Source organism: Leisingera sp. ANG49 (genome assembly GCF_059694505.1).
In genome coordinates, this window is record NZ_JCATZN010000001.1 from 1,255,073 (window position 1) to 1,281,343 (window position 26,271).

Below are 26,271 nucleotides of genomic sequence, written 5' to 3' on the forward strand. Positions count from 1 at the left end.
CGCGCTGTGCGCAGCACAGCGCCACGCCCAACTGTGACGCACATCCAAAAGATGTGCAGGAACAGGCGGGAGCGCTCCCGCCCGGTCAGACCAGCCGCGGCGGCTTGTCCGGGTCGCTGCCGGGCTTCACCGGCTTCAATTCTTGCGGCGCCTTGGGCTGCGGCAGGTCGAAGCGCAGGCCGACCCGGGCCAGGCTGGCCGCCACCGGATCATCGGCCCCGAAGAAACCCACGTCCATCGCCCCGGCCTCGATGCCCGAGAATGTGAGCGCCTCGCCGGCGGCCTTGGCGAGCGAGGCCTGCGCGGCCTCCTTGGCGCCGACAAAGCCCAGAAGATGCCCCTGCCCGCCGCCTTCGTAGCGCACGCCGGCCAGATAGGCCGCCGCCGCCAGTCCGCCCGCGGTGGCGAGCTTGGCATCCAGCGCGGTCAGCAGCGCCTCCGGCAGCCCTTTGGGGGCGGTGAATTCGGTGACGCCTGCCTCGACTTCCTGCGGCGCGTGGCCAAGGGTCTGGTGCAGCCAGGCGATGGCTTCCGCCGGGACCAGGAAGGCGGAGGGCGCCACCTCCAGGTTCAGCCCCAGCCCGATCCCCTGCCCGGCCAGCATCTGCGCAACCACCCGGCCCGACAGCGCCGCATAAGGAACAGGCTTGCCGGCAAATTGCGCCAGCCGCTCCTCGCGGTCGAACACCAGCACAAAAGCGCCCTCCGGCGTCTCGAACAGCTCCGGCGAGATCTGCTCCCCCGCCGCCTCTTCCGTCAGCATCAGGAACAGCTCGGCATCCGCCAGCCGCTCATAAAACCGCAGCCGGGCGGCATCGTCCTGCGGCGCGGCCTCCATCGCGGCATGGGCCAGATCCAGCGGGGTTTCATCTGTCATCGCATCAGCTCCTTCACCCGGGCCTGCAGAACCGGCAGCAGCTCCGCCTCGAACCAGGGGTTCTTCTTCAGCCATCCGGTATTACGCCAGGACGGATGCGGCAAGGGGAAGACCTGCGGCGCATGATCCCGCCAGCCGCGCACAACATCCGTCACCGGCCCTTTCAGCCCCAGGTGATAGCGCTGCGCATGGGCGCCGACCAGCACCTTCAGCTGCACATCCGGCAGATGCTCCATCACCTGATCATGCCAGGTCTTGCCGCAGATCGCAGGCGGCGGCAGGTCGGCCTTCTTCGCGTTGTAGCCGGGAAAGCAGAAGCCCATCGGCACCACCGCAACGCGGTCCTTGTCATAGAATTCCGCCTCCGTCAGCCCCAGCCAGGCCCGCAGCCGGTCTCCGGAGGGATCGGTGAAGGGCCGCCCGCTTTCATGCACCCGCAGCCCCGGCGCCTGGCCGGCAATCAGGATGCGGGCGGAGGGGCGGAACCACACCACCGGGCGGGGGTCATGCGCGGTGGCGGTGGCGGCAAACCGCTCGGCGCAGATCCGGCAGGCGCGAATCCGGTCCTTCAGCCGCCGGCTGGCCTTGATTGTTTCAGTACTGGAAACAGCCATCTTGCACCCCGCAAATCTGTTATGCCTGCAATTTCCGTCCCCTGCGGCCCGGATGCGGGGCAAATTGGTTAACACTTGGTTGATGATTTATGTCACAGTTCGACATAATAAGGCCAAATTCGGGGCGTAGGCCATTAACACTCTTTTGATATGAAGGGGCCAAGGGCGCGCCGCGCGCGCCCGGACAAGAGGCACACGAGAACCCGCGACAGGGCCGCACGGGCAGTACCGGAACAGGCGATGCTTGAGTTTGAAAACGTCAGCAAGTCCTTTTGGACAGGAACCCAGCGCAAGGTGATCCTTGACCGCGTGTCGTTCCGCATCGAGCCCGGCAATTCGCTGGGCGTGCTGGCGCCGAACGGCACCGGCAAGACCACCCTGATCAACATGATGGCCGGCCTCGAAAAACCCGATGAGGGCGAGATCCGCCGCAACTGCAAGGTCTCCTTCCCGCTGGGGTTCATGGGCGGCGTCATCAGCCGCCTGTCAGCGATGGAAAACTGCCGCTACATCGCCAAGCTCTACGGCCTCGACCCGGATTACGTGGAGGCCTACTGCCGCTGGCTCTGCGGGCTCAAGGAGTATTTCGACCAGCCGGTCGGCACCTATTCGTCGGGCATGCGGGCGCGGTTCAGCTTTGCGCTGATGCTGGCGCTGGACTTCGACATCTACCTGATCGACGAAGGCATGCCCTCCACCACCGATGTGGAGTTCAACCGCAAGGCCGGCGAGATCCTGCAGGAACGGCTGGCGACCACCACCATCATCATCGTCTCGCACCAGGCCAGGACGCTGGAGAAATTTGCCCGTTCGGCTGCCGTCCTGCTGCAGGGGCAGCTGCACATGTTTGACACTTTGGAAGAAGCGAAACAGCTCTATGACTACGAAACCGAGAGCTAAGAAGTTCCGCATCCGCCGCAGCACCCCTGCCGGCGGCGGCGCCGCGGCCCAGCCGCAGGCGGCGGAGCAGCCGGCCGCCCCGGCCGCTGCAGCCCCGGCTGGCGCAGACGACGCAGGTGCGCCGCTGTCCGGCATGGTCAGCTCTGCCCGCGAAACCAAAATGGAAACCGATATCGACGCGATCCGCCAGGAAGGCCTGACCGGCCGCCAGCTGCGCCTGGCGCGGCGGATGGCGCAAAAGCACAACCTGCCCGCCACCTCCGATTTCGAGGCGGTGCGGATGCTGCGCGAGCGCGGCATCGACCCGTTCAAGCGCGCCAACCTGCTGGAACTGGTGGTGCCGCAGAACAAGGCGCAGCCCGCAGGCGCCCCGCCCGCGCCCGGCAAGGTCCAGCTGCCGCAGACGGTTCCCGCGGCCAAGACCACCCTGCCCTCGACAGAGCTGAGCCCGGCAGAGCGCCGCGCCCGCGAAATCCAGGACATCCAGCGCGACATCGCCCGCCGCCGCCGCCGCAAACTGACGATGCTGGCGGCGCGGCTGGCCTTCTTCGTGATGCTGCCGACCCTGGCCGCGGGCTATTACTTCTATTCGGTGGCGACGCCGATGTATTCCTCCAAGTCGGAATTCCTGGTGCTGAAGGCCGACAGCGCCGCCGGCGGTGTCGGCGGGCTTCTGTCCGGCACCCAGTTCGCCACCAGCCAGGACTCGATCGCGGTGCAAAGCTACCTGATGTCCAAGGAGGCGATGCTGCGGCTGGACCGCGAGGTCGGGTTCAAGGCGCATTTCACCCAGGAGTGGCTGGACCCGATCCAGCGGCTGGAGAGCGCGCCGACCAACGAGGAGGCCTACGCCACCTACAACCGCAATGTGAAGATCGGTTATGACCCGACCGAGGGCGTGGTGCGGATGGAGGTTTCCGCCGCCGATCCCGAAGTGGCGGCGGAGTTTTCGCGCAAGCTGATTGGCTATGCGCAGGAAAAGGTGAACAACCTGTCGCAGCAGAAACGCGCCGACCAGATGTCCGAAGCCGAAACCGCGCTTTCCGACGCCGAGGCCCAGCGCCGCGCCGCGCAGCAGCGGCTGGTGGTGCTGCAGCAGCAGGGGGCGGTGCTCGACCCCGAGGGCGTTGTGGCCTCGCTGCGCACCCAGATCAGCACCTTTGAAATCCAGCTGGAGGAGAAACGGCTGGAGCTGGCGGCGCTGATGGACAACGCCCGCCCCAACCGCGCCAAGGTGTCCGGCGCAGAGGCCGACATCAAACGGCTGGAAGCGGTGATCGCCAGCCTCAACAACCGGATGGTCGATGCCTCGGCCGGCGAAAACTCGCTCGCCAATCTGCGGATCCAGATCCAGATGGCCCAGGCCGACCTCGCCACCCGCGACCTGATGCTGCAATCAGCCTTGCAGCAAGTGGAAACCACCCGCATGGAGGCCAACCGCCAGGTCCGCTACCTGACCACCGCGGTGGAGCCGGTTGCCAGCCAGGAACCCTCCTATCCGCGCAAGTTCGAGAATACCGTTTTGGCATTCCTGATCTTTTCCGGTATCTACCTGATGTGTTCGCTCACCGCGTCCATCCTGCGGGAGCAGGTGTCATCGTAAAGCCATCGGGTACCCATGAAAAACATCGATATCGCCGGCCTCACCGTTGGCAATGACCGTCCGCTGACCTTCATTGCCGGCCCCTGCCAGCTGGAAACCGCAGACCACGCCCGGATGATTGCCGGGCAGCTCAAGGAAGCCTGCGACAAGGCAGGCGCCCAGTTCGTGTTCAAGGCCTCCTACGACAAGGCCAACCGCACCTCGCTGTCGGGCAAGCGCGGCCTTGGCATCGACGAGGGGCTGAAGGTGCTGGACACCATCCGCCGCGAATTCGGCGTGCCGGTGCTGACCGATGTCCACACTGAAGCGCAATGCGCGGTGGCGGCTGAGGCCGTCGACATCCTGCAGATCCCGGCCTTTCTGTGCCGCCAGACAGACATGCTGCTGGCCGCAGGCAACACTGGCAAGGCGGTGAACATCAAGAAGGGCCAGTTCCTGGCGCCCTGGGACATGGCCAATGTGGTCGCCAAGGTCGAAAGCACCGGCAACCAGAACATCCTGCTGACCGAGCGCGGCACCTCCTTCGGCTACAACACGCTGGTCGCCGACATGCGCTCGCTGCCGCAGATGGCACAGGGCGGCTACCCGGTGGTGATGGACGCCACCCATTCGGTGCAGCAGCCCGGCGGCAAGGGCGGCTCCACCGGCGGCCAGCGCGAGTTTGCGCCGCTGATGGCGCGCGCGGCGGTGTCGCTAGGCATCGCGTCCGTGTTCATCGAGACCCACCAAGACCCGGACAACGCGCCCTCCGACGGGCCGAACATGATCTACCTTGACCAGATGCCGCAGCTGATCGACAGCCTGATGCGCTTTGACGCGCTGGCCAAGGCCGACCCCATTCGTATTTGACCTTCAAAAGAGATTTCAGACATGACCAAACCGCTGTCCGAGGTGACCCCGAACACCTGGAGCTTTCTGCGCGACGCGATGATCAAGCCCACCGGCTTCCGCGAATACGACGCGCGCTGGAAGTACCCGGAGGAGATCAACCTCCCCGGCATGACCGCCCTGGGCCTCGGCCTCGGCACCCAGATGCGCAAGCGCGGCATCGAGCCGGTGATCGCGGTCGGCAACGACTACCGCGACTATTCGCTGGCCATCAAGAACGCGCTGATCCTCGGCCTGATGCAGGCCGGCATCCAGGTGAAGGACATCGGCCCGGCGCTGTCGCCGATGGCCTATTTCGCCCAATTCCACCTGGACGTGCCCGCGGTCGCGATGGTCACCGCCAGCCACAACCCGAACGGCTGGACCGGCGTCAAGATGGGCTTTGACCGGCCGCTGACCCACGGCCCGGACGAGATGGCAGAGCTGCGCGATATCGTGCTGAACGGCGAAGGCCAGCCTGCGCCCGGCGGCTCCTACGAGTTTGTCGATGGCGTCAAGGAAGCCTATATCGACGACCTGGTCGGCGATTTCAGAATGTCCCGCCCGCTCAAGGTGGTCTGCGCCACCGGCAACGGCACCGCCTCGGCCTTTGCGCCGGAGCTGTTCAAGCGCATGGGCGTCGAGGTGGTCGAGAGCCACAACCGGCTCGACTACACTTTCCCGCACTACAACCCCAACCCCGAAGCGATGGAAATGCTGCATGACATGTCGGCCAGCGTGAAAGCCTCCGGCGCCGATCTGGCGCTTGGCTTTGACGGCGACGGCGACCGCTGCGGTGTGGTCGATGACGAGGGCGAGGAGATCTTTGCCGACAAGGTCGGCGTGATCATGGCGCGCGACCTCAGCAAGCTCTATCCGAATTCGACCTTTGTCGCGGATGTGAAATCCACCGGGTTGTTTGCCTCCGATCCCGAACTGCAGAAGAACGGCGTCACCGCGGATTACTGGAAGACCGGTCACAGCCACATGAAGCGGCGAGTGAAGGAAATCGGCGCCCTGGCCGGGTTCGAGAAATCCGGCCACTACTTCCTGGCCGAACCGGTGGGCCGCGGCTACGACTGCGGCATGCGGGTCGCGGTTGAGGTCTGCAAGATGCTGGACCGCAACCCGGATCAGTCGATGTCAGACCTCAGGAAGGCGCTGCCCAAGACCTGGTCCACCCCGACCATGTCGCCCTATTGCGCCGACACCGAGAAATACGCCGTGCTGGAGCGGCTGGTGCAGAAGCTGGCGGCCAAGCATGAGGCGGGTGAGCAATTCGCAGGCCGCGCCATCAAGGAAGTCGTCACCGTGAACGGCGCCCGGGTGATCCTGGACAACGGCTCCTGGGGGCTGGTGCGGGCGTCCTCCAACACCCCGAACCTGGTGGTGGTCTGCGAAAGCTCCGGCAGCGAGGCGGAGATGCGGGCGATCTTCGCGGATATCGACGCGGTGATCCGCACCGAGCCGCTGGTCGGCGACTACGACCAGACCATCTGATCCGCCGATCAAGAGGGATTTCGCCTGCTTCGCAGGCGATCCGCGCCCGCCTTTGGCGGGCGCTTTTTCTTTGGCTGAGAAGCGATCTAAGTGCAAGTCTGCCCTTAGATGCGCGTTCCCCAGTGTAAGACGCCTGCAGCCGCGTCAAGGACACGCCGGGCGTTGCCCGGAGGCCTGCAGCCTTCCTTGACCCGGCCTCCGGCTGTGGGGGGCGTCAGTCGCCGCCCAGGAGTTTCAGCAGCTGGTCGCGGGCCTCCTGTTCGATGCGCTGCTTCAGCACATCGTTGATGTCCTGTTCCGGCGCGATCTCCGTTTCCAGGTTCAGCTCCTCGGCCAGCTTCTGGCGCACCCGGTCCTTGGCCTCCTGCTCGACATCGTCGATCCGGGTCTGCAGCGCCTGGCCGAAGTCCGGGCGGATGCCCGGGTCCTCCCAAGGGCCGGTGATCCGCACCGGGATGGTCAGCACCTGGTCGCGGCCCGCCCGTACGATCTGCGGCGTGAACAGGTAATCAAGGTCGCGCGCGCCCAGCCCGATCCTGCCCTTGCCATCGGCCCGGAAGCCCTTGAGCAGCACCAGGAGGTCCTCGTTGCGCAGGTTGCCGCCCTCGATCGTGTAGCTGGCGGTCAGCTGGTCGAACACGGTGCTGCCGCCGTTGCCGCCCGAGCGCATCAGCTGCTCCAGGTCGAAGCCGGTGAAGAACCCCTTGCCCGCCTCCAGCCAGCCCTTGCCGCTGAGCGAGCGCATGATGGCCGCGACCGAATTGCCGGAGCCGAGGAACTCCAGCGCGCCCAGCGCCTCGCCGTTCAGCCGGTCATATCCCGCGGTTTCGCCCAGCGCGCGCTCCAGCCGGATGCCGGTGAAGGTCAGATTGCCGCCCACCGACAGCCCGCTGCGGTTGTTGGCGACCACCTGCCCCTGCACCTGGCCGCCGAACATCGCCGCAGGCAGGAAATTCAGCACCGCGCGGCTGCGCTCCACCGTCAGGTTCAGCTTGCTGGCGCCCAGGGTCAGGCCGCCGGTGCGAAGGCTGTCAAAGGTCAGGTCGACCGCCGCGTCCGCCAGCCCCAGCGCCGAGGCGTCGATCACCCCTTCCGGCCAGCCGCGGCTTGCCGGTCCGCCGCTGCCGGCACCGCCCTGCCCGGCGGCATAGCGGGAGAAATCCAGCGCCCCGCCCTGCAGCTGCGCGGTGATGCTGGGACGGTCATTGAATTCCACATCCGCCGCGCCGGTCAGCCGGTTGGCGCCCAGCTCCAGCGCCAGGTCCCGCATCGACAGGCGCCCGTCGGCGGTATAGGTCACATCGGCGCCGAACACCGCCTTCTGCGCCAGCGCATCGGGCAGGAACACCCCCAGCGCCACACCAGTCTGCAGCGCGTCTTCGGCACCGAAGGTCAGCCGCCCGCTGGCCTCGCCGTTGATATCGGCGTGGCCGTCAAACCGGCCCTTGCCGCCGGGCGCCGTCACCGTTGCCCCGACCGAGGACACCTCACCGGCCAGGAAACCCGCAAAGGTGCCGATCTCGGCGTCCACCTCCACCGGCTCCCCCGCCGGGCGCAGCGTGGCCTTGACGTTTGCGGTGCCGGCCGGGTCCGGCCACAGCAGGCTGAGATCGATGTTCTTCATCACCACCGGCTCCTGCCCGTGCGCCGCATAGCGCAGCGAGGCGCCGGTCAGCTCCACCGCCTCGATCCGGAGCGGCAAGGCACCGCCGCCGCCGCCCGGCGCCGCGCCGGTGCCGCCCATGACCCAGTTGCCTGTGCCCTCCGCGTTGGTGGCGAGGTTCAGATGCGGCAGGATGGCAGAGACCTCAGTGACCCGCACATCGCCCTGCAGCAGCTCTGCCGCGGAGACCCCGATGGTCAGCCGTTCGGCCCGCAGCATCGGCTCCGGACCGGCCCAGTCCGCATTGGACAGCGTCACCGCATCGGCCTTGACGCCCAGCGTCGGCCAGAAGGTGAAGCGCACCTTGCCGCCGAAGTCCAGCTTGCGCCCGGTCTGGGTTTCCAGCTGATCGGCGGCCAGCCGCGCGATCTTCTCGCCCGGCAGCAAGAGCACCAGCGCCGCCAGCACGACCACCGTCAGCACCAGCGCCGTCACGACCCGGATTATCAGCTTCATCATCCCGCTCCTCTTGCCTTGTCCCCCTGTTCCCCGAGGGTCTTTTCCCCAGCTTACCGCCTGTGCGCGGGGGCGCAATGCATAGAGGGGTCAAGGGATGGTGTTGTCACGTCTTCGAGAGCTCCGCACCCGCCCCGGGGCGGGCGCCCTTCCGGCGTGACGGGGCGGGGAAGAACCGGCCGCAAGCGGCCCGGGACGTTCATGTCTTCACCGCAGCCGGAACCGCTGCCGCAGGCCCAGGCCGAGGAAGAACAAGAGCGGCAGGCTGGCGACGGTCTGGAAGCCGGAGAGAACCTTTAGATGCTGCGGCAATGCCTGCAGGAACTCAGTCCCGAAATAAGCCCGCCCGAACCCGAATACAGGAAACAGGTTGGAAAAGCTTAGCGCCATAGCTGTCCAATCATCAGAACCTAGCAGAGGCTCGGCGGTTTCCGCCACAAAGTGCTCCGCTATGACAAAGGTTCCAAACAGCCAAATGGCGAACAGCCACCAGAGAGGGCGGGCAATGGAATAGCCGTACTCCGAGAGCCAGCCGAACAGAAGATAGGGCAGCCGCTGCCAGATGGAGCCGATCTTGCTGGCAAACTGCATTTCGCGGCGGAAGAAGAAGTGCTCGTCTTCCGGGAGGCCCTGTTTGGCAACAAGGTGGCGAATTGCTGAACAGGCACTTTTCGCATGATGCAAAGGCTGCGAGACTATATCGGGCCAGCATTCATTATTGGCACTAAACATAGTCTTTTCATGCAAAAGAGACTCGTGAAATCTAGGGTATTGTCGCAAAAACCTCACTTCTCTAAAGCTTGCAGGGCTTTCAAAAATACAACCTTGAAAGAGACCCTCATCGTAGTAACCCTCCCCGTCGTACAGGAAAGTCGAACCGGCAAATTCAACTTCGCCACAAAACTTCACATCTTGAAAATAGGCTTCGCTAAAAAAGGTATCACGGTAGAAAAAGGTTTCACTCTTAAATATCGACTGAAGAAAATTTACAGGACCAAGATATTCAGTTTCGAAGCTTCGGTACGCAGCGCAAAATAGCGCTTCACTAAATGACGCCTTTTGAGAAACTTCAACATCTTCCAGCCGGAGATCCTTTAAAAATGCAGTATATTTAGCCGAAATGCCAAGCAACTTACAGCGCGTGAACTCAACATCCTTGGGCAAAACGAAGCCATCTAGGCACAATTCGTTGTTAAACTCAACGTCCAGAAATTGAACGACGTCGGCCCAGCCTGGCAAGGAATACTTACTTTTTACAGCTCTCTTTTGAATTTCATCAGAAAACAATACCTCCTCCCTTCGCCCCCATTCTAACCCTATCAGATCATCTAGACACTCGCTTTTCCAGCCAACAGTTTGTTCTTCAATTTCCTCAATGGAAAGATATCGCAGGACCCAAGAGTTCCACGCTCTCCTGTTTTTCTCGTGAAGTCCTTCGTCAATCTCCTCCCCTTCCTGCTCCCCATAAAGCGTCATCAGCACATACCAGGGGTTCTCGTTGGCGGGTGTCAGCTTGCGCTGCGGGGCGGCCGGGGCCTCCGGCGTTTGGGTCTCGTCACGCATCAATCGCTCTCGTCATGCAAATTCGCTTTGCCGCAGGCTACGGGCTTTGGCGCCCCGCCTACAACTGCGAACCCCGCACATCCGGCGAAAATGCACCTCCCCGGTGCACAGGGGGTGCACAGGGGGTGCACCGCTTGCACCCCCCGTTTTCCTTGCCTCCTGCCGCATTCCTGTTATATGCGCGCGCATGACCAGTACCCCGTCCAGCAACCCGCCCAGCCTCCGCCCTGACCTCGCCCCGGAACCGCAGTTCCGCGAGGCGCCCCGCGACGGCCAGCCGACCCTCGGCATGGTGTCGCTCGGCTGCCCCAAGGCGCTGGTGGACAGCGAGCGGATCCTGACCCGGCTGCGCGCCGAGGGCTACGGCATCTCGCCCGACTACGCGGGCGCCGACGCGGTGATCGTCAACACCTGCGGCTTCCTCGACAGCGCCAAGGCGGAAAGCCTGGAGGCGATCGGCGAGGCGCTGAAGGAAAACGGCAAGGTGATCGTGACCGGCTGCCTCGGCGCCGAGCCGGACTACATCCGCGAGCATCACCCGCGCATCCACGCGGTGACCGGCCCGCACCAGTATGAGCAGGTCTTGGACGCGGTGCACTCCGCGGTGCCGCCCAGCCCGAACCCCTACGTGGACCTGCTGCCCGCGGCGGGTGTGAAACTGACCCCGCGGCACTTCAGCTATCTGAAGATCTCCGAGGGCTGCAATCACAAGTGCAAGTTCTGCATCATCCCGGACATGCGCGGCAAGCTGGCGTCGCGGCCGGTGCACGCGGTGCTGCGCGAGGCTGAAAAGTTGGTTGAAGCCGGAGTGCGCGAACTGCTGGTGATTTCGCAGGACACCTCTGCCTATGGTCTGGACCGGAAATACTCGACCCACCCTTGGAAGGGCGAGGAGGTGCGCAGCCATATCCAGGACCTCTCTCGCGAGCTGGGCAAGCTGGCCCCGGCGGAGGACCTGTGGGTGCGGCTGCACTATGTCTACCCCTACCCGCATGTGCGCGAGCTGATCCCGCTGATGGCGGACCCGGACAATGCGCTGCTGCCCTACCTGGACATCCCCTTCCAGCACGCCCACCCGGATGTGCTGCGCCGCATGGCCCGCCCGGCGGCGGCAGCCAAGACGCTGGACGAGATCAACGCCTGGCGCGCGACCTGCCCGGACATCACCCTGCGCTCCACCTTCATCGTCGGCTTCCCCGGCGAGACCGAGGCGGAGTTCCAGCATCTGCTCGACTGGATGGACGAGGCGCAGCTCGACCGGGTCGGCTGCTTCAAATACGAAAACGTCGACGGCGCGCGCTCCAACGACCTGCCGGACCACGTGCCGGAAGAGGTCAAGCAGGAGCGCTGGGAGCGGTTCATGGAGAAGGCGCAGGCGATTTCCGAGGCCAAGCTGGCGGCCAAGGTCGGCCAGACGATGCAGGTTATCGTGGACGACATTGACGAGGATGGCATCGCCACCTGCCGCACCAAGGCCGACGCGCCGGAGATCGACGGCAACCTTTTCATTGATGAGGGGACCGAGGGGTTGCAGGCGGGTGATCTGGTGACCGTTGAAGTTGACGAGGCGGGAGAGTATGACTTGTGGGGAGTTATTAGCAACGGCAGTTAGCTTGGATGTCTGATGAGCAATACATAGCACGCTATCGCCCTAAAAGACTTTATGTGAACCCGTCGCCTAAGGGTGGAGCCTACGCGGCAATTTGTGATGACCATGAGGAAAACGTTCTTGGAGAGTTCGAACTTTCGAACCTAACAAGGATATCCGTCTCTGCGTTCTACAAAAAAGACTCGAGCAACATATCGACCCTAAAAATTCATAAACTTAGGTTCAGAAAGAACAGCGGCTGGTTCTTGGATGAGAGCATTAGCTTCAATGGGTTTGACACAGAAGTTGTTACCTCTCTTTTATCTATCCTGCGCAGTCTCGACCTCGAGAACCCAAGCAAGAAAAAGATTGATTTAAACACGTTTTCGCTTGATGACTTGTTATCTTTTGCCTCGTTCGAAAACATTCAAAAGATAACTCGAGATCTATCAAAAAATCCGAAATTCTCCAACGACATCTTTGCATTAGCCAACAAACGGAAATCTCTTAACGACTTCAAAAAGCTACTGGAAAACGATACACCTGAAACAACTTGGCAGAACTTCCTGGAAGCTAACAGCTGGATCTTTGGCCTCGGCCTCAATTACATCTTCATTGACAAGGTTGGTGAAAAATTCGAGCAAACTACTACTGGTAGTGATTTCAACTCTGCTGGGAAGCGGGCAGATGGGCTAGCCAAAACTCGAGCTGAAGTAAGCAATTTCGTACTCATTGAGATAAAGTCTAGCACAACTTCACTAGTTAAAAGGGCTCCCTACAGATCGGGAGTTTGGCAGCCAAGTGACGAACTTTCAGGGGCGATTTCTCAAGCGCAGAAGACCAGCTTTGAGTTTTCAAGAAGGCAACTAAGGACACAGCTTAAAGACAAAGACGGCAACAACTTGCCAGAGTACGTTTATCAGGTGTTTCCCAAATCTTACCTCGTGGCAGGAAGGCTATCTCAGATTGCACAGAACGACGACAAAATTTCTTGCTTTGAACTACTTCGTCGAAACACTACTTCACCCGAGATAATCACCTTTGACGAGCTCTACCATCGGGCCGAAGCGATGCTTAAAGCGCTAGAAACGAACCATCACCCCAGCGTCTGACCCTGGGTGGGTGCGAAGCGCCCTCCCGTGGGGAAGGTCGGGCGCTGCCCCGTGCAAGGCGCGGGCTTTGGGTTTTCCCTCCCCTCGCGCCAAATCCCTGCTACGCTCTTCCCCAACCGCAACCAGCCAGGGAGAGCGCCCAGCCATGTCAGACACTCCGGAAATCGCCCAGAAAGCCCCCTTCCCGGTCGAGGTGAAGGAGGGAAAGACCTATTTCTGGTGCGCCTGCGGCAGGTCCAAGCGGCAGCCGTTCTGCGATGGCTCGCACAAGGACACGGCGTTCGAGCCGGTGAAATACACCGCGGAGAAGGACGGCAAGCTGTTCTTCTGCGGCTGCAAGCACACGGGCAAGAAGCCCCTGTGCGACGGGACGCATTCCAAGCTGTAACGGGCCAAGCCGCAGGCGCCGCGCGGGCGGCGGATCAGGGCATCAGCCGCCTGAAGACATCCGCGCTGGGGCAGAACTCCGGCACTGCGGGCATCTCGCCGCCCCGGCGGGCGGACAGCCACAGCGCGCAGGACTTGCCGCAGCCCGCGCCGCGGCAGCTTGTCACCATCCGGGCATAATCCAGGCCGCTGAGGCGGCCCGCCTTCACCGCCTGATCCAGATCGACGCCCGCGGCCTCTGCCACGGCGCGCAACAGCCACAGGTGGCGGAAGATATTGCCGAGACCCTCGGCCTCCGCTGCCATGTCCTTCATCGGGCCTGCTCCTTGAGACGCATCAGGTCTTCGGAATTCAGGCAGCCGGGCATCGGGGCGCTGGCGTCCTCATGCTCTGCCAGGAAGGCAGCGCATTGGCCCGGTGCGCTGCAGCCGCGGCAGCGGGTGACCATGTCGGCCCAATCCTGATTGCTGATCCGGCCTGCGGCCAGGGCGCCGGACAGGTCGGCGCCGATGGCCTGTCCCATGCGGGACATCAGCCGCAAATGGCGCAGCGGCTCACCCAATGGCTTCATGTTTCAATCTCCTGGGATGGGGCGGAGCGGTCAGGCCTGCTGCTCGTTCAAATAGCCGAGCAGATCGCGGTTGCGGCAGAAATCCGGCGCGTCGGCGCCCGGGCGCAGGCCTTCGGCCAGCCATTTGCGGCAGGCGCCGACACCGCCGCAGCGGGTGCAGCGCAGCACCGCCTCGGCGATCTCGTCAAAGCGCAGATGGCCGCTGACTGCCTCTTCCTCCAGGTCCAGGCCAACGGCGCAGGCCATCCGGTCGAACAGTTCGGCGTGGGTTTTCAGATCAGCTTCGGCGGTCATCGCGCATACCCCGTAATCATGCATTGCCGGGGCAGCTTAGCGATTGGCGGCGGGAGCGGATTTGACTCAGGTCAACCGGAGAGAATTTTCACGCGGGCTTACCGCCCCGGTGGTCCAGATAGGCGCGCACCGCATCCTGCACCCGGCGGAAACGGTCGCCGCCCAGCTTCTTGCCGCCGTACCAGCGGGTGACGATGATGACGTGGTCTGTGATCCCCTCGCGCTCCAGCATCCGCAGGATCACCATGCCCGCACCGCTTTCGCCGTCATCAGCCTTGAGCCCGCCGCTGGGCAGCATCGCCGCCCAGGTGTTGTGGGTGGCCTTGGCGTAGGCGCGCTCAGACTTCAGCTCTGCCAGCACCGCATCGACGTCCTCGCGCGAGGTCACACGCGCGCCGGTGACCGCGTATTTCGAGCCGCGGTCGGTCAGCACCACGCCGAGCTTTTCCAGCCCGGGGGCAGAGGTGTCCCTGGCCGCCACGGTCAGTTCAGATTGTTGCGCGCGATGGTGGCCTGCACCACCCGCACCCGGTCCGGGTTGGCCGGGTGGGTGCCGAGGAAGCGGTCGCCGGGATCCGGCAGCCGGTTGAAGAACCGCACGCCGACGCTGGGCCGGTAGCCGGACTTGTGGGTGATGATGGTGCCCAGCTCATCCGCCTCCAGCTCGAATTCCTTGGAATAGGTGCGGGCGCCGACAAAACCGCCGATATCCTGCGCCGTGGACACGCTGGCGGACCCGCCCCCCGCCAGCGCGGTGATCAGACCGGCACCGGCGCTGACCAGGGCAGAGTTCGTCGCCTGCCGCGCCAAGTGGCCGCGGATATGGTGGGCCGCCTCATGCGACATCACAAAGGCCAGCTCATCGTGGTTGGCAATCTGCCCCAGCATCCGCTGGGTGAAGGTGATCACCGGCCGGCCGTTGCGGTCGAGGCTCTGATAGGCGTTGGGCGCGGCGTTCGGATTCGGGTCGATGCGGATCAGGAAGTCGCAGTTCAGGCCCTGGGTGCGGCTGCGGCATTCGCGCTCCGCCACCGGCTCCACCCGGCGGGTGACGGAGGCAAAGGCGCTGCGCGCCTCGCCCGGCGCCATCCCCTGCACCGGCTGCCGCTGCGCGGTCTGGACCGGCTGGGGTGCGGGTTCCACCACCATGTTGCAGGCGCTGGCGGCAAGGGCAATGAGACACAGATAACGGCGCATGGCACATCCTTTTGAAATCCACCCGCACATTACCCTGCTCCCTCGGTGGAAGGCAATTGCCCGGCGGCGGAACCTTGCCGGCAGATCGGGATGATCGCCTGCAATTGCAAGGCCTTGCCAGAAGGCGGCCCGCAGTGCAGGCTGGGGGCATGTTTACCATCGAACATGAATTCGACTCGACGGTCATCACCCTTGTTGACGAGAACACAAGCCCGCTCAACGAGGATGTGACCATCAATTCCTTTGCCGAATGCGTCACGGTTGAGCAATACGACCCGCGCACCGACAGCGTGCAGAAAATCACGCTGTCGCACAACCAGGTGCGGGATCTGGCCGCCGCACTCGATCTGCCCGAGGGCGTCTACCGGCTGGTCGGCGACGACTAGCCCTCAGGCAGGCCCGGTATAGACAAACACCTTGCCGCGCGAGGTTGCGCCGCGGCGCAGTTCCAGATTCGTCGCAGCCGTGCCCATCGCCACGGCCAGCAGGCTGCGGATGGCCTCGGTCGCCTTGCCGTTCTCCGGCGCCGCGGTGACCGAGATCTTCAGCACCCCCTCCGCCTGCACAATGGTATTGCGCGCCGCCTTGGGCGCCGCCCGCACCGCGATCTCCGCGCCCGGCACGCACAGATGGCACAGATCCGGCAGGTCTTTCTTCCTTGGCTTTCCCATGAGGCACTGATGCCCTGCGCAGGCGGCAAAAACCATAGACTTTGCCGCCCTGACACCGCTATCACCCTGCCAGCGAAACCCAAGCCCCCGCCGCCTGCTGCATTTCCGGCACAGATGGCGCGCAAGGCCCATTGGCTCTTGAAAAAACACCCAACGCCGCCGAGATAGGCAGCACCAGATGTAAAAAGGTTTCACATATGCCTGCACGCAATGACGCCGCCCTCGAATTCCTGCTGTCGCGCCGCTCGCGCCCGGCCAAGACGCTGGTGGCGCCAGCGCCTTCGCGGGACGAGCTGCTGCCGATCCTGACCGCCGCCGCCCGCTCCCCCGATCATGGCAAGCTGGAGCCCTGGCGCTTTGTCGTGGTGGAGCAGCCCGCGATGGCGCGGCTGGCCGGCCTGACCGAAGAAACCGGCCGGCGCCTTGGCAAAAGCCCGGAAGACATTGCCAAGGGCCGCAGCCAGTTCGACCAGGGCCAGCTTGCTGTTGTGGTGGTCGAAGTGCAGAAGGGCAGCCCCAAAATCCCGGCCATTGAACAGACCTACTCCGCCGGCGCGGTCTGCCTGGCGCTGCTGAATGCGGCGCTGGCGGCAGGCTGGGGCGCCAACTGGCTGACCGGCTGGGCCAGCCATGACCGCGGCTTCTGCGAGGCAGCCTTTGGCCTGGCGGAAAACGAGCGCATCGCCGGCATCGTCCATATCGCCACCGAAAGCTCCGCCCCGCCCGAGCGCCCGCGCCCGGACCTGGACGCCATCACCACCTGGATGAGCGCATGATCTTCACCGCCTTTTTCAAAACCCTCGGCCAGACTGGCGACCCGCGTTTCCGCAAGGTGCTGTTTCTGGGGCTGGGCCTGACCATCGCCCTGCTGATCGCAGCCTACGCCGGCTTCCTGATGCTGATCCAGTGGCTGGTCGGCCCGGAGGCCACGCTGCCGGTGCTTGGCGAGGTCACCTGGCTCGACGACCTCCTGTCGTTCGGCTCGCTGTTCTTCATGCTGTTCCTGTCGGTGTTCTTGATGGTGCCGGTGGCCTCGGCCATCACCTCGATGTTCCTCGAGGAGGTTGCCCAAGCGGTGGAGGACAAGCACTACCCCGCCCTGCCCCCGGCGGCCAAAGTGCCGTTCTGGGACGCGGTCAAGGACACGGTGAACTTCCTCGGCCTGCTGATTGCGGCCAACATCCTGGCGCTGTTCCTCTATGTGCTGTTCCCGCCTGCGGCGCTGTTCATCTTCTGGGGGCTCAACGGCTTCCTGCTGGGGCGCGAATATTTCACCCTTGCTGCCGCCCGCCGGGTCGGCACCGCCGAGGCCAAGAAGCTGCGCCGCCGCCATTCCACCACCATCTGGGCAGCCGGCACGCTGATGGCGGTGCCGCTGTCGGTGCCGCTGGTGAACCTGGTGATCCCGATCCTGGGCGCCGCCACCTTCACCCACATCTACCACGCGCTGGCCCGCCGCTAGGCCGGCCCCGCCCCCTCCGGCCGCAGCCGGGTCAAGGCCGGCGCCAGCCGCCGCGCGGCACGCGCGGTTCAGCCTTGACGCGGTAAAGGCCGCAAAACACTGGAGATGGCGCTTTCAAGGGCAGTCCTGCCCTTGAAAACGCTTCTCCGCAAATCTCTTCTGAGTTCAATCTTGCGCTTCCGTCCGCTCCAGCCCGCCGGGCTGGCCAGCCGCGCCGCGCATCAGCGCGGCGCCACGCCCGAACCAGGAACGAGAAGCATTTCAATGCCTTCAAGCCGAGCAGGGAGGATCCTGCTATCTTGATTGTCTGGTGCCGAGACGGATCACTGCCGCTCCAGCAGCGTTCCCATCCAGTCGAAATCATGCACCGAGATCACGCCGGAGATGACGATCGCGCAGATAATGGCCCACAGCACTGCCGCCACGCCGGTGGTGATCCAGGCCTTCTGTTCAGGAAGTGCTTTTGCAGCACGCAGGCATGGGTGCCCGGCACCAGCGTCGCCCCTGTCGCCTGGGTTTCCAGCCGGATGGGATCACACACCAGGAAGGTCATGAACGATCACCGTACAGAACGATTGCTGATGTAATGCCCATGGCGCTGGCTCCTCCGGTTTGCCCCTGCCCGCAGCCGGGCGCGGCGCTGATCACGTCAAACTCCTCGAGTTCCACCAGGCAGCCGTTGAAATCCTGGGATGCAGGAACAGAACCGGCTTGCCGTGGGCGACGATCTCGGCTGGCCCAACCCAGCACCCGCGCGCCCTGCGCCTTCAGGTGGTCGCGCACCGCCGGGTATCCTCCACCTCATCGCGGACGTGGTGGATGCCGCCGCCGGGTTCTTTTTCCAGGAAGCTGTTGATCGGCGAATTGTCCCCAGCGGGTACAACAGCTCAGATCTGGTGTTGGGCAGTTCGATGAACACCACGGTGACGCCGTCGATCCAGGCTGATCCTCCGGTCGCCGACCTTGGCGCCCAGCGCGTTGCGGTATTGCGCCGATGCCACCTCCAGATCCGGGACAGCAATGGCAACATGGTTCAAGCGGCCGATCATCTTTGTTGTGCTCCTCTCACAAACATTCCTCCGCAGCGGTTATGGGGGCTTTGCTGCGCCGCCGGCAAGTGCGCCAATCCGCACATCTTCGCTCGTCCATCCGCTCCTGCGCACGCCCCGTTAACGAGTGATTCGCCTCGAATCCCTAGCGTTGGAACATATCCGCAAGGAGGATGCGTTATGGACGATTCGGAACTGTTTGCTGCCGCCCAGCGCCTGCCAGCCAGCAGGCGCCCGCTTCTGGTGTCACCATCCTGGTGGTCGAGGACAGCCGCTTCGCCTGCGAGGCGCTGCGCCCTTCTGTGCCTGCGCAGCGGCGCCCGCATCCGCCGCGCCGACTGCCTGAAGTCCGCCCGCCGCCGCCATCTGCCAGTCTCGCCGTCGGTGCTGATCGCCGATGTCGGCTGCCGGACGGTTCCGGCCTCGACCTGATCCCGGCGAACTGGCCGACGCCAGCCCGCGCCCAGCGTGATCCTGGCCACCTCCGGCGACCCCAATCTGGCGGCGGCCGCGCTGGAAGCAGGCGCCGGCGGCTTCCTGGAAGAACCGATCACCTCGCTCGCCGCCTTCCAGCAGGCGGTGCTGTGCGGGCATCCCGGCGGACCGCCAGCCCTGCGGCCCGCGCGCATTGAACGACGAACGGTGGAGCCGGACCTGATCACCTACCGCGACGACATCGCCCACGCCGCCGATGTGCTGAACATGGGGCAGGAAAGGACCTGGCCTATCTGGCGCGGTTGCCTGGGCGGCGTTGCCCGGCGGCGCGGCGACAGGCCGCTCGCCGATGCCACCGACCGCCTGGCCCGCTCGCGGCAGAAAGGCAGACCGCTCACCCAGGACGCCGCCACGCTGGCCGGGCTGGTGCAGACGGCTGCGGCGCCGCGCGGCGATACCTGACATGCTGGAAGCCTGCCTCATCGCCCTCGCCACGCTGATTATTGTCCTTTTACGGCCAGGTCCGGCTGGAAGCCCGCGCCGTCCCGCCAGCAACCGCCGGCGGCTCCGCCAGCAGCCGCGCCCTGATCCTGCAGCCGCGCAGGCAGTAAACCCGATCGGGCGCAGCTGAGACCTTCGTCCTGCGGCAGCCTTTGACAGTCCAGCTGCAGGCAAGACCCTCCCTGTCTGCCGCCTGCGCGTACCGCAACGCAAATGGACCAGGCCCGGCACCAATCTCAATCCACCAACTCTCCCGCGCCCGCAGCCGCACGGCTTACGCCGTGCTTCTTGGCGGCCTTCGGCCCGGCACCGCCTGCAGGGCGGTGCCAGGCCCGACGGCGGCCCGTTCCCTGAACAGGCCGGCAGGGGGAGCCGCTGCCTGAAAGACCGCCGGACATAGCGCCAAGCCGCAATAGGAACGGATGCCTGTCGCCCGCAAAGCGGGACAGGTGATTCACGATCAGAGCAGCAGCCCCGGGTCGCCGCCCATGTCCAGTCCGGGGAACACAGCGGATTCCAGCCCGCTCCGGCCGGCGCCGGTCAGCCCGTGCAGCAGCCAGGCAAGGGGGCTGCGCACATCCGCGGTCGGCATCAGATCGCGGCGGTCATAGAGATCCGCCTCCGCCAGCCCCGGCCAGCGGCCCAGCACCCGGCCGCCGCGGATGGCACCGCCTGCCAGCAGCATCGCGCCGCCGGTGCCGTGGTCGGTGCCGCCGGTGCCGTTTTCGCGGGCGGTGCGGCCGAACTCGGTCACCGCCGCCACCGCGGTCTTGCCCCAGGCCTCCGGGCCCAGACCGCTCTGCAGGGTCAGGATCGTCTCGGACAGCCGCCCCAGCGCATTTTTCAAGCCATTGGCCTGGCGCTGATGGGTGTCCCAGCCGTTGATGGAAAACGCCGCAATCCTGGTGTCGCCGCGCAGCTGCTGCGCCGCATAGGCGGCAACTTCCCTGTGCGCCTTGCCCTTGGGCGCTTTCATCATGGACATCATCATGTCCTCGCCTTCATCGCCGCTGTTCTCCCCTGTCCCCAAAGACAGGTCCTGCCGGGTCAGCTCCAGCGCCTCGTTCAGCGCCGCGTGGAACAGCGGATCCTCCTCCATCAAGAGGCCCGCCAGCCGCTCCGCCTGCGGGCTCATCGCCAGCCCGGCGCCCGGCGCCCATTGCGACACCGGTGCCGCGCCTTCCATCAGCAGCATCCGTTCCTGACCGATGGCAAAGGCGGTGCGCGCCTCCACCCCCGGCATCAGCTGCAGCAGCCGGTTCAGCCAGCCGCCCTCCGCCTGCCCCGGCCCGGCGGTGCCTGCCTCCAGCAGGTCCTGGCCGTCGAAATGGCTGCGCCGGTCGCGGTACGGGGTGGAGACCGCCTGCACAAAGCCCAGCTGGCCCGCGCGCCACAGCGGCAGCAGCGGCGCCAGCCCCGGGTGCAGCGCGTAGAACCCGTCCAGGTCGGCAGCGCCGGTGCCGGGCCCGCCGGGCAGGCTCTGCCGCAGGCCGGCATAATCCGGGTCGCCATAGGGCTGCACCGCATCCAGCGCATCCATGCCGCCGCGCAGGATGATCACCACCAGCCGGGTGTCCCAGGGAGCAGCGGCAAAGGTGACCGGGGTCAGCAGCGGGCTGGCCGCCAGAGAACAGCCCAGCGCAGCAGAGCGGGTCAGAAGGGAACGGCGGGAAATTTGCATCGGCAAGGCCTCCTGTTAGCGGCGCTGAAAGGCGGGAGAAGACAAGATCAGGCCGACCCCTTCGGACGGGGTCTCCGCCGCGCGGGCGGCAAAGCGGACTCTCTCATTGGTGTATCCGCCCAGGGCGGCCTCCGCGAAATCCCGCGGGTCCGGCAGGTCCTGCAGCAGCCGCCGCGGCGCCGCCATCGCCCAGCGCAGCCGCGCCGCCAGCGCCTGCGGCGTGATCCAGGTCTGATCCGCCTCCGCCCAGCCGTCCGGGCCATTGGGAAATTCCCAGCGCTGCCCCATCGGGGTCAGCGGCGCCAGCAGCAGCCGGTTTATCTGTCCCGGCTTCAGATCTGCGATCCGCGCCTCCGGCACCGCCAGCGCCCGGCAGGCCGAGGCCAGGAAATCAAACGGCGGCTTTACATTGGCTAGCTGCGGCGCCCAGGCCGCCGGGTGCTCCAGCAAGGCTTCATAAACCGGCAGCAGCGCCCCATCCGCTTCCAGATAGCGGGCAGCCAGATGGTCCACCAGCGCCGGCTCCGGCGTGTCGGAGGTGAAATGCACCGCCAGCTTCCAGGCGACATGGCGCGCGGTGGCGGGATGGCGGGCCAGATCGCGCAAGGCCGCCAGCACTTGCTCCAGCGCCGGCCTGCCGCCGCCGTAGGATTGCCCCAGCACGGTTTCCGGGCCGGGCTCGGCCATCCCGGGCCGGAACAGAAACCCGTCGCTGCCTTTGACGGACAGGCCCGTGAACAGCTCCGCCAATTGCCGCACGTCCGCCTGGCTGTAAGGCCCATCCACGCCCAGCGTGTGCAATTCCAGCACCTCGCGGGCCAGGTTCTCATTCAGCCCGCTGATACGCTTGCGCCGCTGCGCCGCCCGGCTGCCCGGACCGGCAGACCGCTCCTGATCCAGATAATGCAGCATCAGCGGGCTGGTGACGGCAGCGATCAGCATTTCCTCAAACCTCCCCGCCACATGCGGCCGGATCACGGTTTCGGCGTAAGGGGTCGCCAGAACGCGGTACAAGCCGGTCTTGCCCTGCGCGGAAAAATGATCCGCCCAGAACAGCACCAGCCGTTCGCGCAGCCCGTCAGAGGTGTGTATGTGCCGCAGCAGCCGCTGCCCGTGCCAGCGTCGCCGCTCCCGGTTGCGCGCCCTGCGGTAGGCTTTGAACGCTTCTTCGGCAGCCTCGTGACCGGGCTGGCCGCGCAGCTTGTTGCGGGCGCGGCGCAGGCGGCGGAATTCCCCGGTGTCTTGGAAAGCGGCATCGAAATCCGGAAGCGGAAACGCATTCGCAGCCGCATCCGGCCCCTTCAGGCGCGCCAGCATCTGCTCCGCCGAGGCCGGCGGCGGCAGCAGCGGCGACAGCCCTGCCCCAAAGCGGATCTCAGCCAAATCCCCGTCAAACCGCATCGCCCTGCTCTCTCCCTGAACTGCCCTTGCACCTGCAAGTTAGAGCATCGCCGCCCCGGCCCACAGGTGAATTTAAAATGATACGCAAATCTCCGCGCGTTCCGCCGCCTGTGCGGCCGTATTGTGAAAACCGCTTCCGGGCGCGGGAAAACGGCCGGGAAGACACCTGCTGTCCTGGCGTGAGTTTTCGCGAAATTCCGGCAGCGCCCCAACAGAAAAGGCCCGGGCAACTGCCCGGGCCTCCCTGAATTCCTTGCGGCGGTTACTGATCCTGCGGGATCACCCGCAGGCCTAGTTCCATCAGCTGTTCCGCCATCGGCTCGGACGGCGCCGCCATCATCAGGTCCTCGGCGCGCTGGTTCATCGGGAACATGATGACCTCGCGGATGTTGGCCTCGTCGGCCAGCAGCATCACCATGCGGTCGATGCCGGCCGCGCAGCCGCCGTGCGGCGGGGCGCCGTACTGGAAGGCGTTGACCATGCCGCCAAAGCGCTTCTTCACTTCGTCCTCGCCGTAACCGGCGATTTCAAAGGCCTTGAACATGATTTCCGGCTTGTGGTTCCGGATCGCGCCGGAGACCAGCTCATAGCCGTTGCACGCGAGGTCGTACTGGTAGCCGGTCACGGCCAGCGGATCGCCTTGCAGCGCATCCATGCCGCCCTTCGGCATCGAGAACGGGTTGTGGTCGAAGTCCAGCTTCCCGCTCTCCTCGTCCTCCTGGTAGATCGGGAAATCCACGATCCAGGCAAAGGCAAAGCGGTCCTGCTCGGTCAGGCCCAGCTCCTCGCCGATCACGTTGCGCGCCTTGCCTGCAACGGTCTGGAACGTCTTGGGCTTGCCGCCCAGGAAGAAGGCCGCATCGCCCACGCCCAGCTCCAGCTGCTGGCGGATCGCCTCGGTGCGCTCGGGGCCGATGTTCTTGGCCAGCGGGCCTGCCGCTTCCATGCCGTCCGCGCCCTCGCGCCAGAAGATGTAGCCCATGCCCGGCAGTCCCTCTTTCTGGGCAAACGCATTCATCCGGTCGCAGAACTTGCGGGAGCCGCCGGTGGGCGCCGGGATGGCGCGGATTTCGGTGCCTTCCTGCTCCAGCAGCTTGGCGAAGATCGCAAAGCCGGAGCCGCGGAAGTGGTCGGAGACAACTTGCATCTTGATCGGGTTGCGCAGGTCCGGCTTGTCGGTGCCAAACCACAGCGCCGCGTCCTTGTAGGAGATCTGCGGCCAGGTCTGATCCACCTTGCGGCCGCCGCCGAATTCCTCGAACACGCCCTTCATCACCGGCTCGATGGTGTCGAAGACGTCCTGCTGGGTGACAAAGGACATTTCCATGTCGAGCTGGTAGAAGTCGGTCGGCGAGCGGTCGGCGCGCGGGTCCTCGTCGCGGAAGCAGGGCGCGATCTGGAAATACTTGTCAAAGCCCGAGACCATCATCAGCTGCTTGAACTGCTGCGGCGCCTGCGGCAGCGCATAGAACTTGCCCGGGTGCAGGCGCGACGGCACCAGGAAGTCGCGCGCGCCCTCGGGCGACGACGCGGTGATGATCGGGGTCTGATACTCGTTGAAGCCGATGTCCCACATGCGGCGCCGGATCGAGGCCACCATGTTGGAGCGCAGCAGCATGTTTTTCTGCATCTTCTCGCGGCGCAGGTCCAGGTAGCGGTAGCGCAGGCGGGTTTCCTCCGGGTATTCCTGATCGCCGAACACCATCAGCGGCAGTTCCTCGGATTTGCCCAGCACTTCGATGTCGCGGATGAAGACCTCGATCTCGCCGGTCGGGATCTTGGAGTTCACCAGGCTCTCGTCGCGCGCCAGCACGTTGCCGTCGATGCGGATGCACCATTCGCTGCGGACCTTCTCGATCTCGGCAAACACCGGGCTGTCCGGGTCGGCCATGACCTGGGTCATGCCGTAGTGGTCGCGCAGGTCGATGAACAGCAGGCCGCCGTGGTCGCGGACGCGGTGGACCCAGCCCGACAGGCGGACGGTTTCACCCACGTTGGATTTGTTCAGTTCGGCGCAGGTATGGCTGCGGTAGGCGTGCATGGCTCGGCCTTTCGTTATGCGGGTCGCGGGTCCTTCGGGACCGTCATTCGGGATAAGCGCAAAAGGGCGCGGAATTCGTCCGGGGTGGTACACAAGGTTGCAGCGCGCTTGTCAAGCAAACAGGGGCATTTCCGCGCGGTCTGAAGCCTGAAATCAGCGGTTCCGTGCATCAGCCGGGGTCTCCCGCCCCCTCCGGCCCCGCCGCTGGCGCGGCAGGACCGCAAGCGTTGGGCCGGGCGCCCCGCCTGCGGCGCGGCGCACCTCAGGTGCGCTGCCGGACCCGAAGGGCACTGGCCCGCTGGCGCCGGCCAAGGGGCCTCTTGACCGCGGGAGCGCTGCGCTTCAGACCAGCGTTGCCGGGATCAGCCCGCGCAGGGAGTTGCCCATGTGTATGGCCTGCGCGCCGTGCAAGTCCTCGAGCCGCAGAACGGCCTCCGCGCACTGGCCGTTTTCCAGCAGCACCTGGCGCAGGACGCCCGGCAGCAGGCCGCAGCTGAGCGGCGGCGTCACCATCCGCCCGTCCGCGCGGGTGACAAACAGATTGGTGATGGTGCCTTCGCAGAGCTCATCGCGCTGGTTCAGGAACAGCAGCTCGTCCAGCCCCGCCGGCAGCTCCGCCCGCGCGGTATCATAAAGCGTGCGGCGGGTGGTCTTGTGCTGCAGCCAGATGTCCCCGGCCTTCAGCCGGGTCTCCGCGATGCCCAGACGCCATCCGGTTGGCGTGCGGCCCAGCGGTGCCGTGGCCAGCGCCAGTTGCCCGGCCGCGTCCAGCGTCAGCCGGCAGCGCAGCGGCGCCCCGCCCGCAACCCCGGCCAGCACGCGCTGCGCCTGCTGCGGGTCGAAATGAATGCCGAATTCGGCAGCGCTGCGCCCCATCCGGGCCAGGTGCTGCGCCTGGTGCCGGAACCCCTCGCCCGGGTGCCAGCCCAGGGTTTCGATCAGGCGGAAAGCGGGATCGTTCTGGAGGGCGTCACGCGGGCGAACCGGGCTTTCCATAGGGCTTCCTCATATTCGGACTCGGCGGTGCTGTCCCAGACCACGCCGCCGCCCACGTTGAGCGTTGCGCGGCCCTCCTCCAGCATCAGCGTGCGGATGGCCACGTTGAACTCCGACGACCCGTCCGGCGCCGCCCAGCCGATGGTGCCGCAATAGATGTCGCGCGCCCAGGGTTCCAGCTCCGCCAGGATCTCCATCGAGCGGATCTTGGGCGCGCCGGTGATCGAGCCGCAGGGGAACAGCGCCGCAAAGATCTCCGCCAGACCCGCATCGGGGCGCAGTTTCGCCCGCACCAGCGACACCATCTGATGCACGGTGGCATAGCTTTCCACCGCAAACAGCTCCGGCACATGCACCGATCCGGTCTGCGCCACCCGGCTGATGTCGTTGCGCAGGAGGTCCACGATCATCAGGTTCTCGGCCCGGTTCTTTTCGTCCTGGCGCAAAAAGTCGCGGCGGCGGGCGTCCTCGACGGGATCGTCGCTGCGCGGCTGGGTGCCTTTCATCGGGCGGGTCTCGATCACGCCCTCCGCATCGGTGCGGAAGAACAGCTCCGGCGAACGCGACAGCAGGTCCGGCAGCCCGTCCTGCTCGACCAGCGCGCCGTGGCCGACCGCCTGCTTGGCCTGCAAGGCGGCATAGAGCTCCTCAGCGGTGCCATAGGCGTCCGCATCAATCGGAAAGGTCAGGTTGGCCTGATAGATGTCGCCCTTGCCGATATTGCGGTTCACCTCGGCAAAGGCCTCGGTGTAACGCTCCTGGCCCCAACGCGGCGTTATGCCTTCCAAACCTGCATCGCCCGGCTGATAGGCCGGGCAGGGGGGGGGGGGAGGGGGGGGGGG

28 protein-coding genes and 1 pseudogene are annotated in these 26,271 nt (G+C 65.3%); 12 read left to right on the forward strand and 17 right to left on the reverse strand.

The features are described 5' to 3' along the window. Positions 1 to 85: 85 nt before the first annotated feature. Both AC58NV_RS06215 and AC58NV_RS06220 read right to left on the reverse strand, forming a co-directional pair. Positions 86 to 877, reverse strand: a complete 792-nt coding sequence (locus AC58NV_RS06215) for an SseB family protein (protein WP_497226342.1) — start codon at positions 875 to 877, stop codon at positions 86 to 88. Then, positions 874 to 1,491 (reverse strand): uracil-DNA glycosylase family protein, encoded by a 618-nt coding sequence (locus tag AC58NV_RS06220; RefSeq protein WP_497226343.1) that lies wholly within the window; start codon positions 1,489 to 1,491, stop codon positions 874 to 876. The genes AC58NV_RS06215 and AC58NV_RS06220 overlap by 4 nt, the downstream gene beginning before the upstream one ends. Positions 1,492 to 1,731: 240 nt before the next feature. On the opposite strand from AC58NV_RS06220, the gene AC58NV_RS06225 reads away from it, so the two are divergent. From AC58NV_RS06225 to AC58NV_RS06240, 4 genes are read left to right on the forward strand one after another with little or no spacing between them, the layout of a single operon-like run. Beyond that, on the forward strand, positions 1,732 to 2,391 hold the full coding sequence (locus tag AC58NV_RS06225; protein ID WP_497226344.1) for an ABC transporter ATP-binding protein: 660 nt from the start codon (positions 1,732 to 1,734) through the stop codon (positions 2,389 to 2,391). Beyond that, positions 2,369 to 3,994: a KpsE/RkpR family capsule polysaccharide export protein gene (locus AC58NV_RS06230; protein ID WP_497226345.1), complete on the forward strand. Its 1,626-nt coding sequence runs from the start codon at positions 2,369 to 2,371 to the stop codon at positions 3,992 to 3,994. The genes AC58NV_RS06225 and AC58NV_RS06230 overlap by 23 nt, the downstream gene beginning before the upstream one ends. A 15-nt stretch (positions 3,995 to 4,009) precedes the next feature. After that, positions 4,010 to 4,843 (forward strand): 3-deoxy-8-phosphooctulonate synthase, encoded by an 834-nt coding sequence (kdsA, locus tag AC58NV_RS06235; protein WP_497226346.1) that lies wholly within the window; start codon positions 4,010 to 4,012, stop codon positions 4,841 to 4,843. 21 nt (positions 4,844 to 4,864) lie between these two features. Beyond that, positions 4,865 to 6,361 (forward strand): phosphomannomutase/phosphoglucomutase, encoded by a 1,497-nt coding sequence (locus AC58NV_RS06240; protein WP_497226347.1) that lies wholly within the window; start codon positions 4,865 to 4,867, stop codon positions 6,359 to 6,361. Between the two features lie 214 nt (positions 6,362 to 6,575). Here the strand turns inward: AC58NV_RS06240 and AC58NV_RS06245 are convergent, their stop codons facing one another. After that, positions 6,576 to 8,480 carry an AsmA family protein gene (locus tag AC58NV_RS06245; RefSeq protein WP_497226348.1) on the reverse strand — a complete coding sequence of 635 codons (1,905 nt, stop codon included), beginning with the start codon at positions 8,478 to 8,480 and terminating at the stop codon, positions 6,576 to 6,578. A 207-nt stretch (positions 8,481 to 8,687) separates the two neighbouring features. Then, entirely contained in the window at positions 8,688 to 10,043 is a 1,356-nt protein-coding gene (locus AC58NV_RS06250) for a hypothetical protein (RefSeq protein ID WP_497226349.1), read from the reverse strand. A 187-nt stretch (positions 10,044 to 10,230) separates the two neighbouring features. On the opposite strand from AC58NV_RS06250, the gene rimO reads away from it, so the two are divergent. From rimO to AC58NV_RS06265, 3 genes are all read left to right on the forward strand, one after another. After that, entirely contained in the window at positions 10,231 to 11,655 is a 1,425-nt protein-coding gene (gene rimO, locus AC58NV_RS06255) for a 30S ribosomal protein S12 methylthiotransferase RimO (RefSeq protein ID WP_497226350.1), read from the forward strand. Between the two features lie 5 nt (positions 11,656 to 11,660). Next, positions 11,661 to 12,743, forward strand: coding sequence for a Shedu immune nuclease family protein (locus AC58NV_RS06260; protein ID WP_497226351.1), 1,083 nt, complete (start codon positions 11,661 to 11,663; stop codon positions 12,741 to 12,743). 145 nt (positions 12,744 to 12,888) lie between these two features. After that, positions 12,889 to 13,131: a CDGSH iron-sulfur domain-containing protein gene (locus AC58NV_RS06265; protein WP_497226352.1), complete on the forward strand. Its 243-nt coding sequence runs from the start codon at positions 12,889 to 12,891 to the stop codon at positions 13,129 to 13,131. 34 nt (positions 13,132 to 13,165) lie between these two features. Here AC58NV_RS06265 and AC58NV_RS06270 read toward each other — a convergent pair whose 3' ends face one another. The 5 genes from AC58NV_RS06270 to AC58NV_RS06290 form a co-directional block, all read right to left on the reverse strand. Then, positions 13,166 to 13,444 carry a DUF6455 family protein gene (locus tag AC58NV_RS06270; RefSeq protein WP_497226353.1) on the reverse strand — a complete coding sequence of 93 codons (279 nt, stop codon included), beginning with the start codon at positions 13,442 to 13,444 and terminating at the stop codon, positions 13,166 to 13,168. After that, positions 13,441 to 13,701 (reverse strand): DUF6455 family protein, encoded by a 261-nt coding sequence (locus AC58NV_RS06275; RefSeq protein WP_497226354.1) that lies wholly within the window; start codon positions 13,699 to 13,701, stop codon positions 13,441 to 13,443. Before AC58NV_RS06275 ends, AC58NV_RS06270 begins: the two co-directional genes overlap by 4 nt. Before the next feature lie 30 nt (positions 13,702 to 13,731). Continuing rightward, complete coding sequence (locus AC58NV_RS06280) at positions 13,732 to 13,995, reverse strand: DUF6455 family protein (RefSeq protein ID WP_366659061.1); 264 nt, start codon at positions 13,993 to 13,995, stop codon at positions 13,732 to 13,734. 88 nt (positions 13,996 to 14,083) lie between these two features. Further along, on the reverse strand, positions 14,084 to 14,476 hold the full coding sequence (locus AC58NV_RS06285; RefSeq protein WP_497226355.1) for a YigZ family protein: 393 nt from the start codon (positions 14,474 to 14,476) through the stop codon (positions 14,084 to 14,086). A gap of 2 nt (positions 14,477 to 14,478) precedes the next feature. Further along, positions 14,479 to 15,192, reverse strand: coding sequence for a M48 family metalloprotease (locus AC58NV_RS06290; RefSeq protein WP_497226356.1), 714 nt, complete (start codon positions 15,190 to 15,192; stop codon positions 14,479 to 14,481). A 149-nt stretch (positions 15,193 to 15,341) separates the two neighbouring features. Between AC58NV_RS06290 and AC58NV_RS06295 the strand changes: the two genes are divergently transcribed. Next, positions 15,342 to 15,578 carry a DUF8831 family protein gene (locus AC58NV_RS06295; RefSeq protein WP_366659066.1) on the forward strand — a complete coding sequence of 79 codons (237 nt, stop codon included), beginning with the start codon at positions 15,342 to 15,344 and terminating at the stop codon, positions 15,576 to 15,578. A gap of 3 nt (positions 15,579 to 15,581) precedes the next feature. Here AC58NV_RS06295 and AC58NV_RS06300 read toward each other — a convergent pair whose 3' ends face one another. After that, positions 15,582 to 15,863: a DUF167 domain-containing protein gene (locus AC58NV_RS06300; RefSeq protein ID WP_497226357.1), complete on the reverse strand. Its 282-nt coding sequence runs from the start codon at positions 15,861 to 15,863 to the stop codon at positions 15,582 to 15,584. 197 nt (positions 15,864 to 16,060) lie between these two features. Between AC58NV_RS06300 and AC58NV_RS06305 the strand changes: the two genes are divergently transcribed. Together AC58NV_RS06305 and AC58NV_RS06310 are read left to right on the forward strand one after the other, a co-directional pair. After that, entirely contained in the window at positions 16,061 to 16,639 is a 579-nt protein-coding gene (locus AC58NV_RS06305; protein WP_497226358.1) for a nitroreductase family protein, read from the forward strand. Continuing rightward, entirely contained in the window at positions 16,636 to 17,325 is a 690-nt protein-coding gene (locus AC58NV_RS06310) for an EI24 domain-containing protein (protein WP_497226359.1), read from the forward strand. Before AC58NV_RS06305 ends, AC58NV_RS06310 begins: the two co-directional genes overlap by 4 nt. Positions 17,326 to 17,648: 323 nt before the next feature. On the opposite strand, the gene AC58NV_RS06315 is transcribed toward AC58NV_RS06310, so the two are convergent. After that, positions 17,649 to 17,750, reverse strand: coding sequence for a hypothetical protein (locus tag AC58NV_RS06315; RefSeq protein WP_497226360.1), 102 nt, complete (start codon positions 17,748 to 17,750; stop codon positions 17,649 to 17,651). Positions 17,751 to 17,979: 229 nt separating this feature from the next. Then, positions 17,980 to 18,374, reverse strand: a pseudogene (gene mce / locus AC58NV_RS06320) (methylmalonyl-CoA epimerase); the annotation flags it as partial. A gap of 180 nt (positions 18,375 to 18,554) precedes the next feature. Between mce and AC58NV_RS06325 the strand changes: the two are divergent. Next, positions 18,555 to 18,806 (forward strand): hypothetical protein, encoded by a 252-nt coding sequence (locus AC58NV_RS06325; RefSeq protein ID WP_497226361.1) that lies wholly within the window; start codon positions 18,555 to 18,557, stop codon positions 18,804 to 18,806. Positions 18,807 to 18,842: 36 nt separating this feature from the next. After that, positions 18,843 to 19,271, forward strand: coding sequence for a hypothetical protein (locus AC58NV_RS06330; RefSeq protein ID WP_497226362.1), 429 nt, complete (start codon positions 18,843 to 18,845; stop codon positions 19,269 to 19,271). 499 nt (positions 19,272 to 19,770) lie between these two features. Here the strand turns inward: AC58NV_RS06330 and AC58NV_RS06335 are convergent, their stop codons facing one another. From AC58NV_RS06335 to AC58NV_RS06355, 5 genes are all read right to left on the reverse strand, one after another. After that, on the reverse strand, positions 19,771 to 20,991 hold the full coding sequence (locus tag AC58NV_RS06335; protein WP_497226363.1) for a DUF1501 domain-containing protein: 1,221 nt from the start codon (positions 20,989 to 20,991) through the stop codon (positions 19,771 to 19,773). A gap of 15 nt (positions 20,992 to 21,006) precedes the next feature. Continuing rightward, positions 21,007 to 22,392 (reverse strand): DUF1800 domain-containing protein, encoded by a 1,386-nt coding sequence (locus AC58NV_RS06340; protein ID WP_497226364.1) that lies wholly within the window; start codon positions 22,390 to 22,392, stop codon positions 21,007 to 21,009. A gap of 262 nt (positions 22,393 to 22,654) precedes the next feature. Further along, positions 22,655 to 24,433, reverse strand: a complete 1,779-nt coding sequence (gene aspS, locus AC58NV_RS06345; RefSeq protein ID WP_497226365.1) for an aspartate--tRNA ligase — start codon at positions 24,431 to 24,433, stop codon at positions 22,655 to 22,657. 342 nt (positions 24,434 to 24,775) lie between these two features. Next, entirely contained in the window at positions 24,776 to 25,429 is a 654-nt protein-coding gene (locus AC58NV_RS06350) for an aminotransferase class IV family protein (protein ID WP_497226366.1), read from the reverse strand. Beyond that, on the reverse strand, positions 25,372 to 26,271 hold a 900-nt coding region (locus AC58NV_RS06355), incomplete at its 5' end, for an aminodeoxychorismate synthase component I (RefSeq protein ID WP_497226367.1). The genes AC58NV_RS06350 and AC58NV_RS06355, both read right to left, overlap by 58 nt.

Coding starts and splice junctions, on each gene's coding strand:
- AC58NV_RS06240 (WP_497226347.1), top strand. CDS start 4,865: ATGACCAAACCGCTGTCCGAGGTGACCCCGAACACCTGGAGCTTTCTG.
- AC58NV_RS06290 (WP_497226356.1), bottom strand. CDS start 15,192: ATGCGCCGTTATCTGTGTCTCATTGCCCTTGCCGCCAGCGCCTGCAAC.
- AC58NV_RS06350 (WP_497226366.1), bottom strand. CDS start 25,429: ATGGAAAGCCCGGTTCGCCCGCGTGACGCCCTCCAGAACGATCCCGCT.
- AC58NV_RS06300 (WP_497226357.1), bottom strand. CDS start 15,863: ATGGGAAAGCCAAGGAAGAAAGACCTGCCGGATCTGTGCCATCTGTGC.
- AC58NV_RS06215 (WP_497226342.1), bottom strand. CDS start 877: ATGACAGATGAAACCCCGCTGGATCTGGCCCATGCCGCGATGGAGGCC.
- AC58NV_RS06305 (WP_497226358.1), top strand. CDS start 16,061: ATGCCTGCACGCAATGACGCCGCCCTCGAATTCCTGCTGTCGCGCCGC.
- aspS (WP_497226365.1), bottom strand. CDS start 24,433: ATGCACGCCTACCGCAGCCATACCTGCGCCGAACTGAACAAATCCAAC.
- AC58NV_RS06220 (WP_497226343.1), bottom strand. CDS start 1,491: ATGGCTGTTTCCAGTACTGAAACAATCAAGGCCAGCCGGCGGCTGAAG.
- AC58NV_RS06270 (WP_497226353.1), bottom strand. CDS start 13,444: ATGAAGGACATGGCAGCGGAGGCCGAGGGTCTCGGCAATATCTTCCGC.
- AC58NV_RS06275 (WP_497226354.1), bottom strand. CDS start 13,701: ATGAAGCCATTGGGTGAGCCGCTGCGCCATTTGCGGCTGATGTCCCGC.
- AC58NV_RS06295 (WP_366659066.1), top strand. CDS start 15,342: ATGTTTACCATCGAACATGAATTCGACTCGACGGTCATCACCCTTGTT.
- AC58NV_RS06250 (WP_497226349.1), bottom strand. CDS start 10,043: ATGCGTGACGAGACCCAAACGCCGGAGGCCCCGGCCGCCCCGCAGCGC.
- AC58NV_RS06260 (WP_497226351.1), top strand. CDS start 11,661: ATGTCTGATGAGCAATACATAGCACGCTATCGCCCTAAAAGACTTTAT.
- AC58NV_RS06325 (WP_497226361.1), top strand. CDS start 18,555: ATGGACGATTCGGAACTGTTTGCTGCCGCCCAGCGCCTGCCAGCCAGC.
- AC58NV_RS06265 (WP_497226352.1), top strand. CDS start 12,889: ATGTCAGACACTCCGGAAATCGCCCAGAAAGCCCCCTTCCCGGTCGAG.
- AC58NV_RS06340 (WP_497226364.1), bottom strand. CDS start 22,392: ATGCGGTTTGACGGGGATTTGGCTGAGATCCGCTTTGGGGCAGGGCTG.
- AC58NV_RS06225 (WP_497226344.1), top strand. CDS start 1,732: ATGCTTGAGTTTGAAAACGTCAGCAAGTCCTTTTGGACAGGAACCCAG.
- rimO (WP_497226350.1), top strand. CDS start 10,231: ATGACCAGTACCCCGTCCAGCAACCCGCCCAGCCTCCGCCCTGACCTC.
- AC58NV_RS06310 (WP_497226359.1), top strand. CDS start 16,636: ATGATCTTCACCGCCTTTTTCAAAACCCTCGGCCAGACTGGCGACCCG.
- AC58NV_RS06335 (WP_497226363.1), bottom strand. CDS start 20,991: ATGCAAATTTCCCGCCGTTCCCTTCTGACCCGCTCTGCTGCGCTGGGC.
- kdsA (WP_497226346.1), top strand. CDS start 4,010: ATGAAAAACATCGATATCGCCGGCCTCACCGTTGGCAATGACCGTCCG.
- AC58NV_RS06230 (WP_497226345.1), top strand. CDS start 2,369: ATGACTACGAAACCGAGAGCTAAGAAGTTCCGCATCCGCCGCAGCACC.
- AC58NV_RS06245 (WP_497226348.1), bottom strand. CDS start 8,480: ATGAAGCTGATAATCCGGGTCGTGACGGCGCTGGTGCTGACGGTGGTC.
- AC58NV_RS06280 (WP_366659061.1), bottom strand. CDS start 13,995: ATGACCGCCGAAGCTGATCTGAAAACCCACGCCGAACTGTTCGACCGG.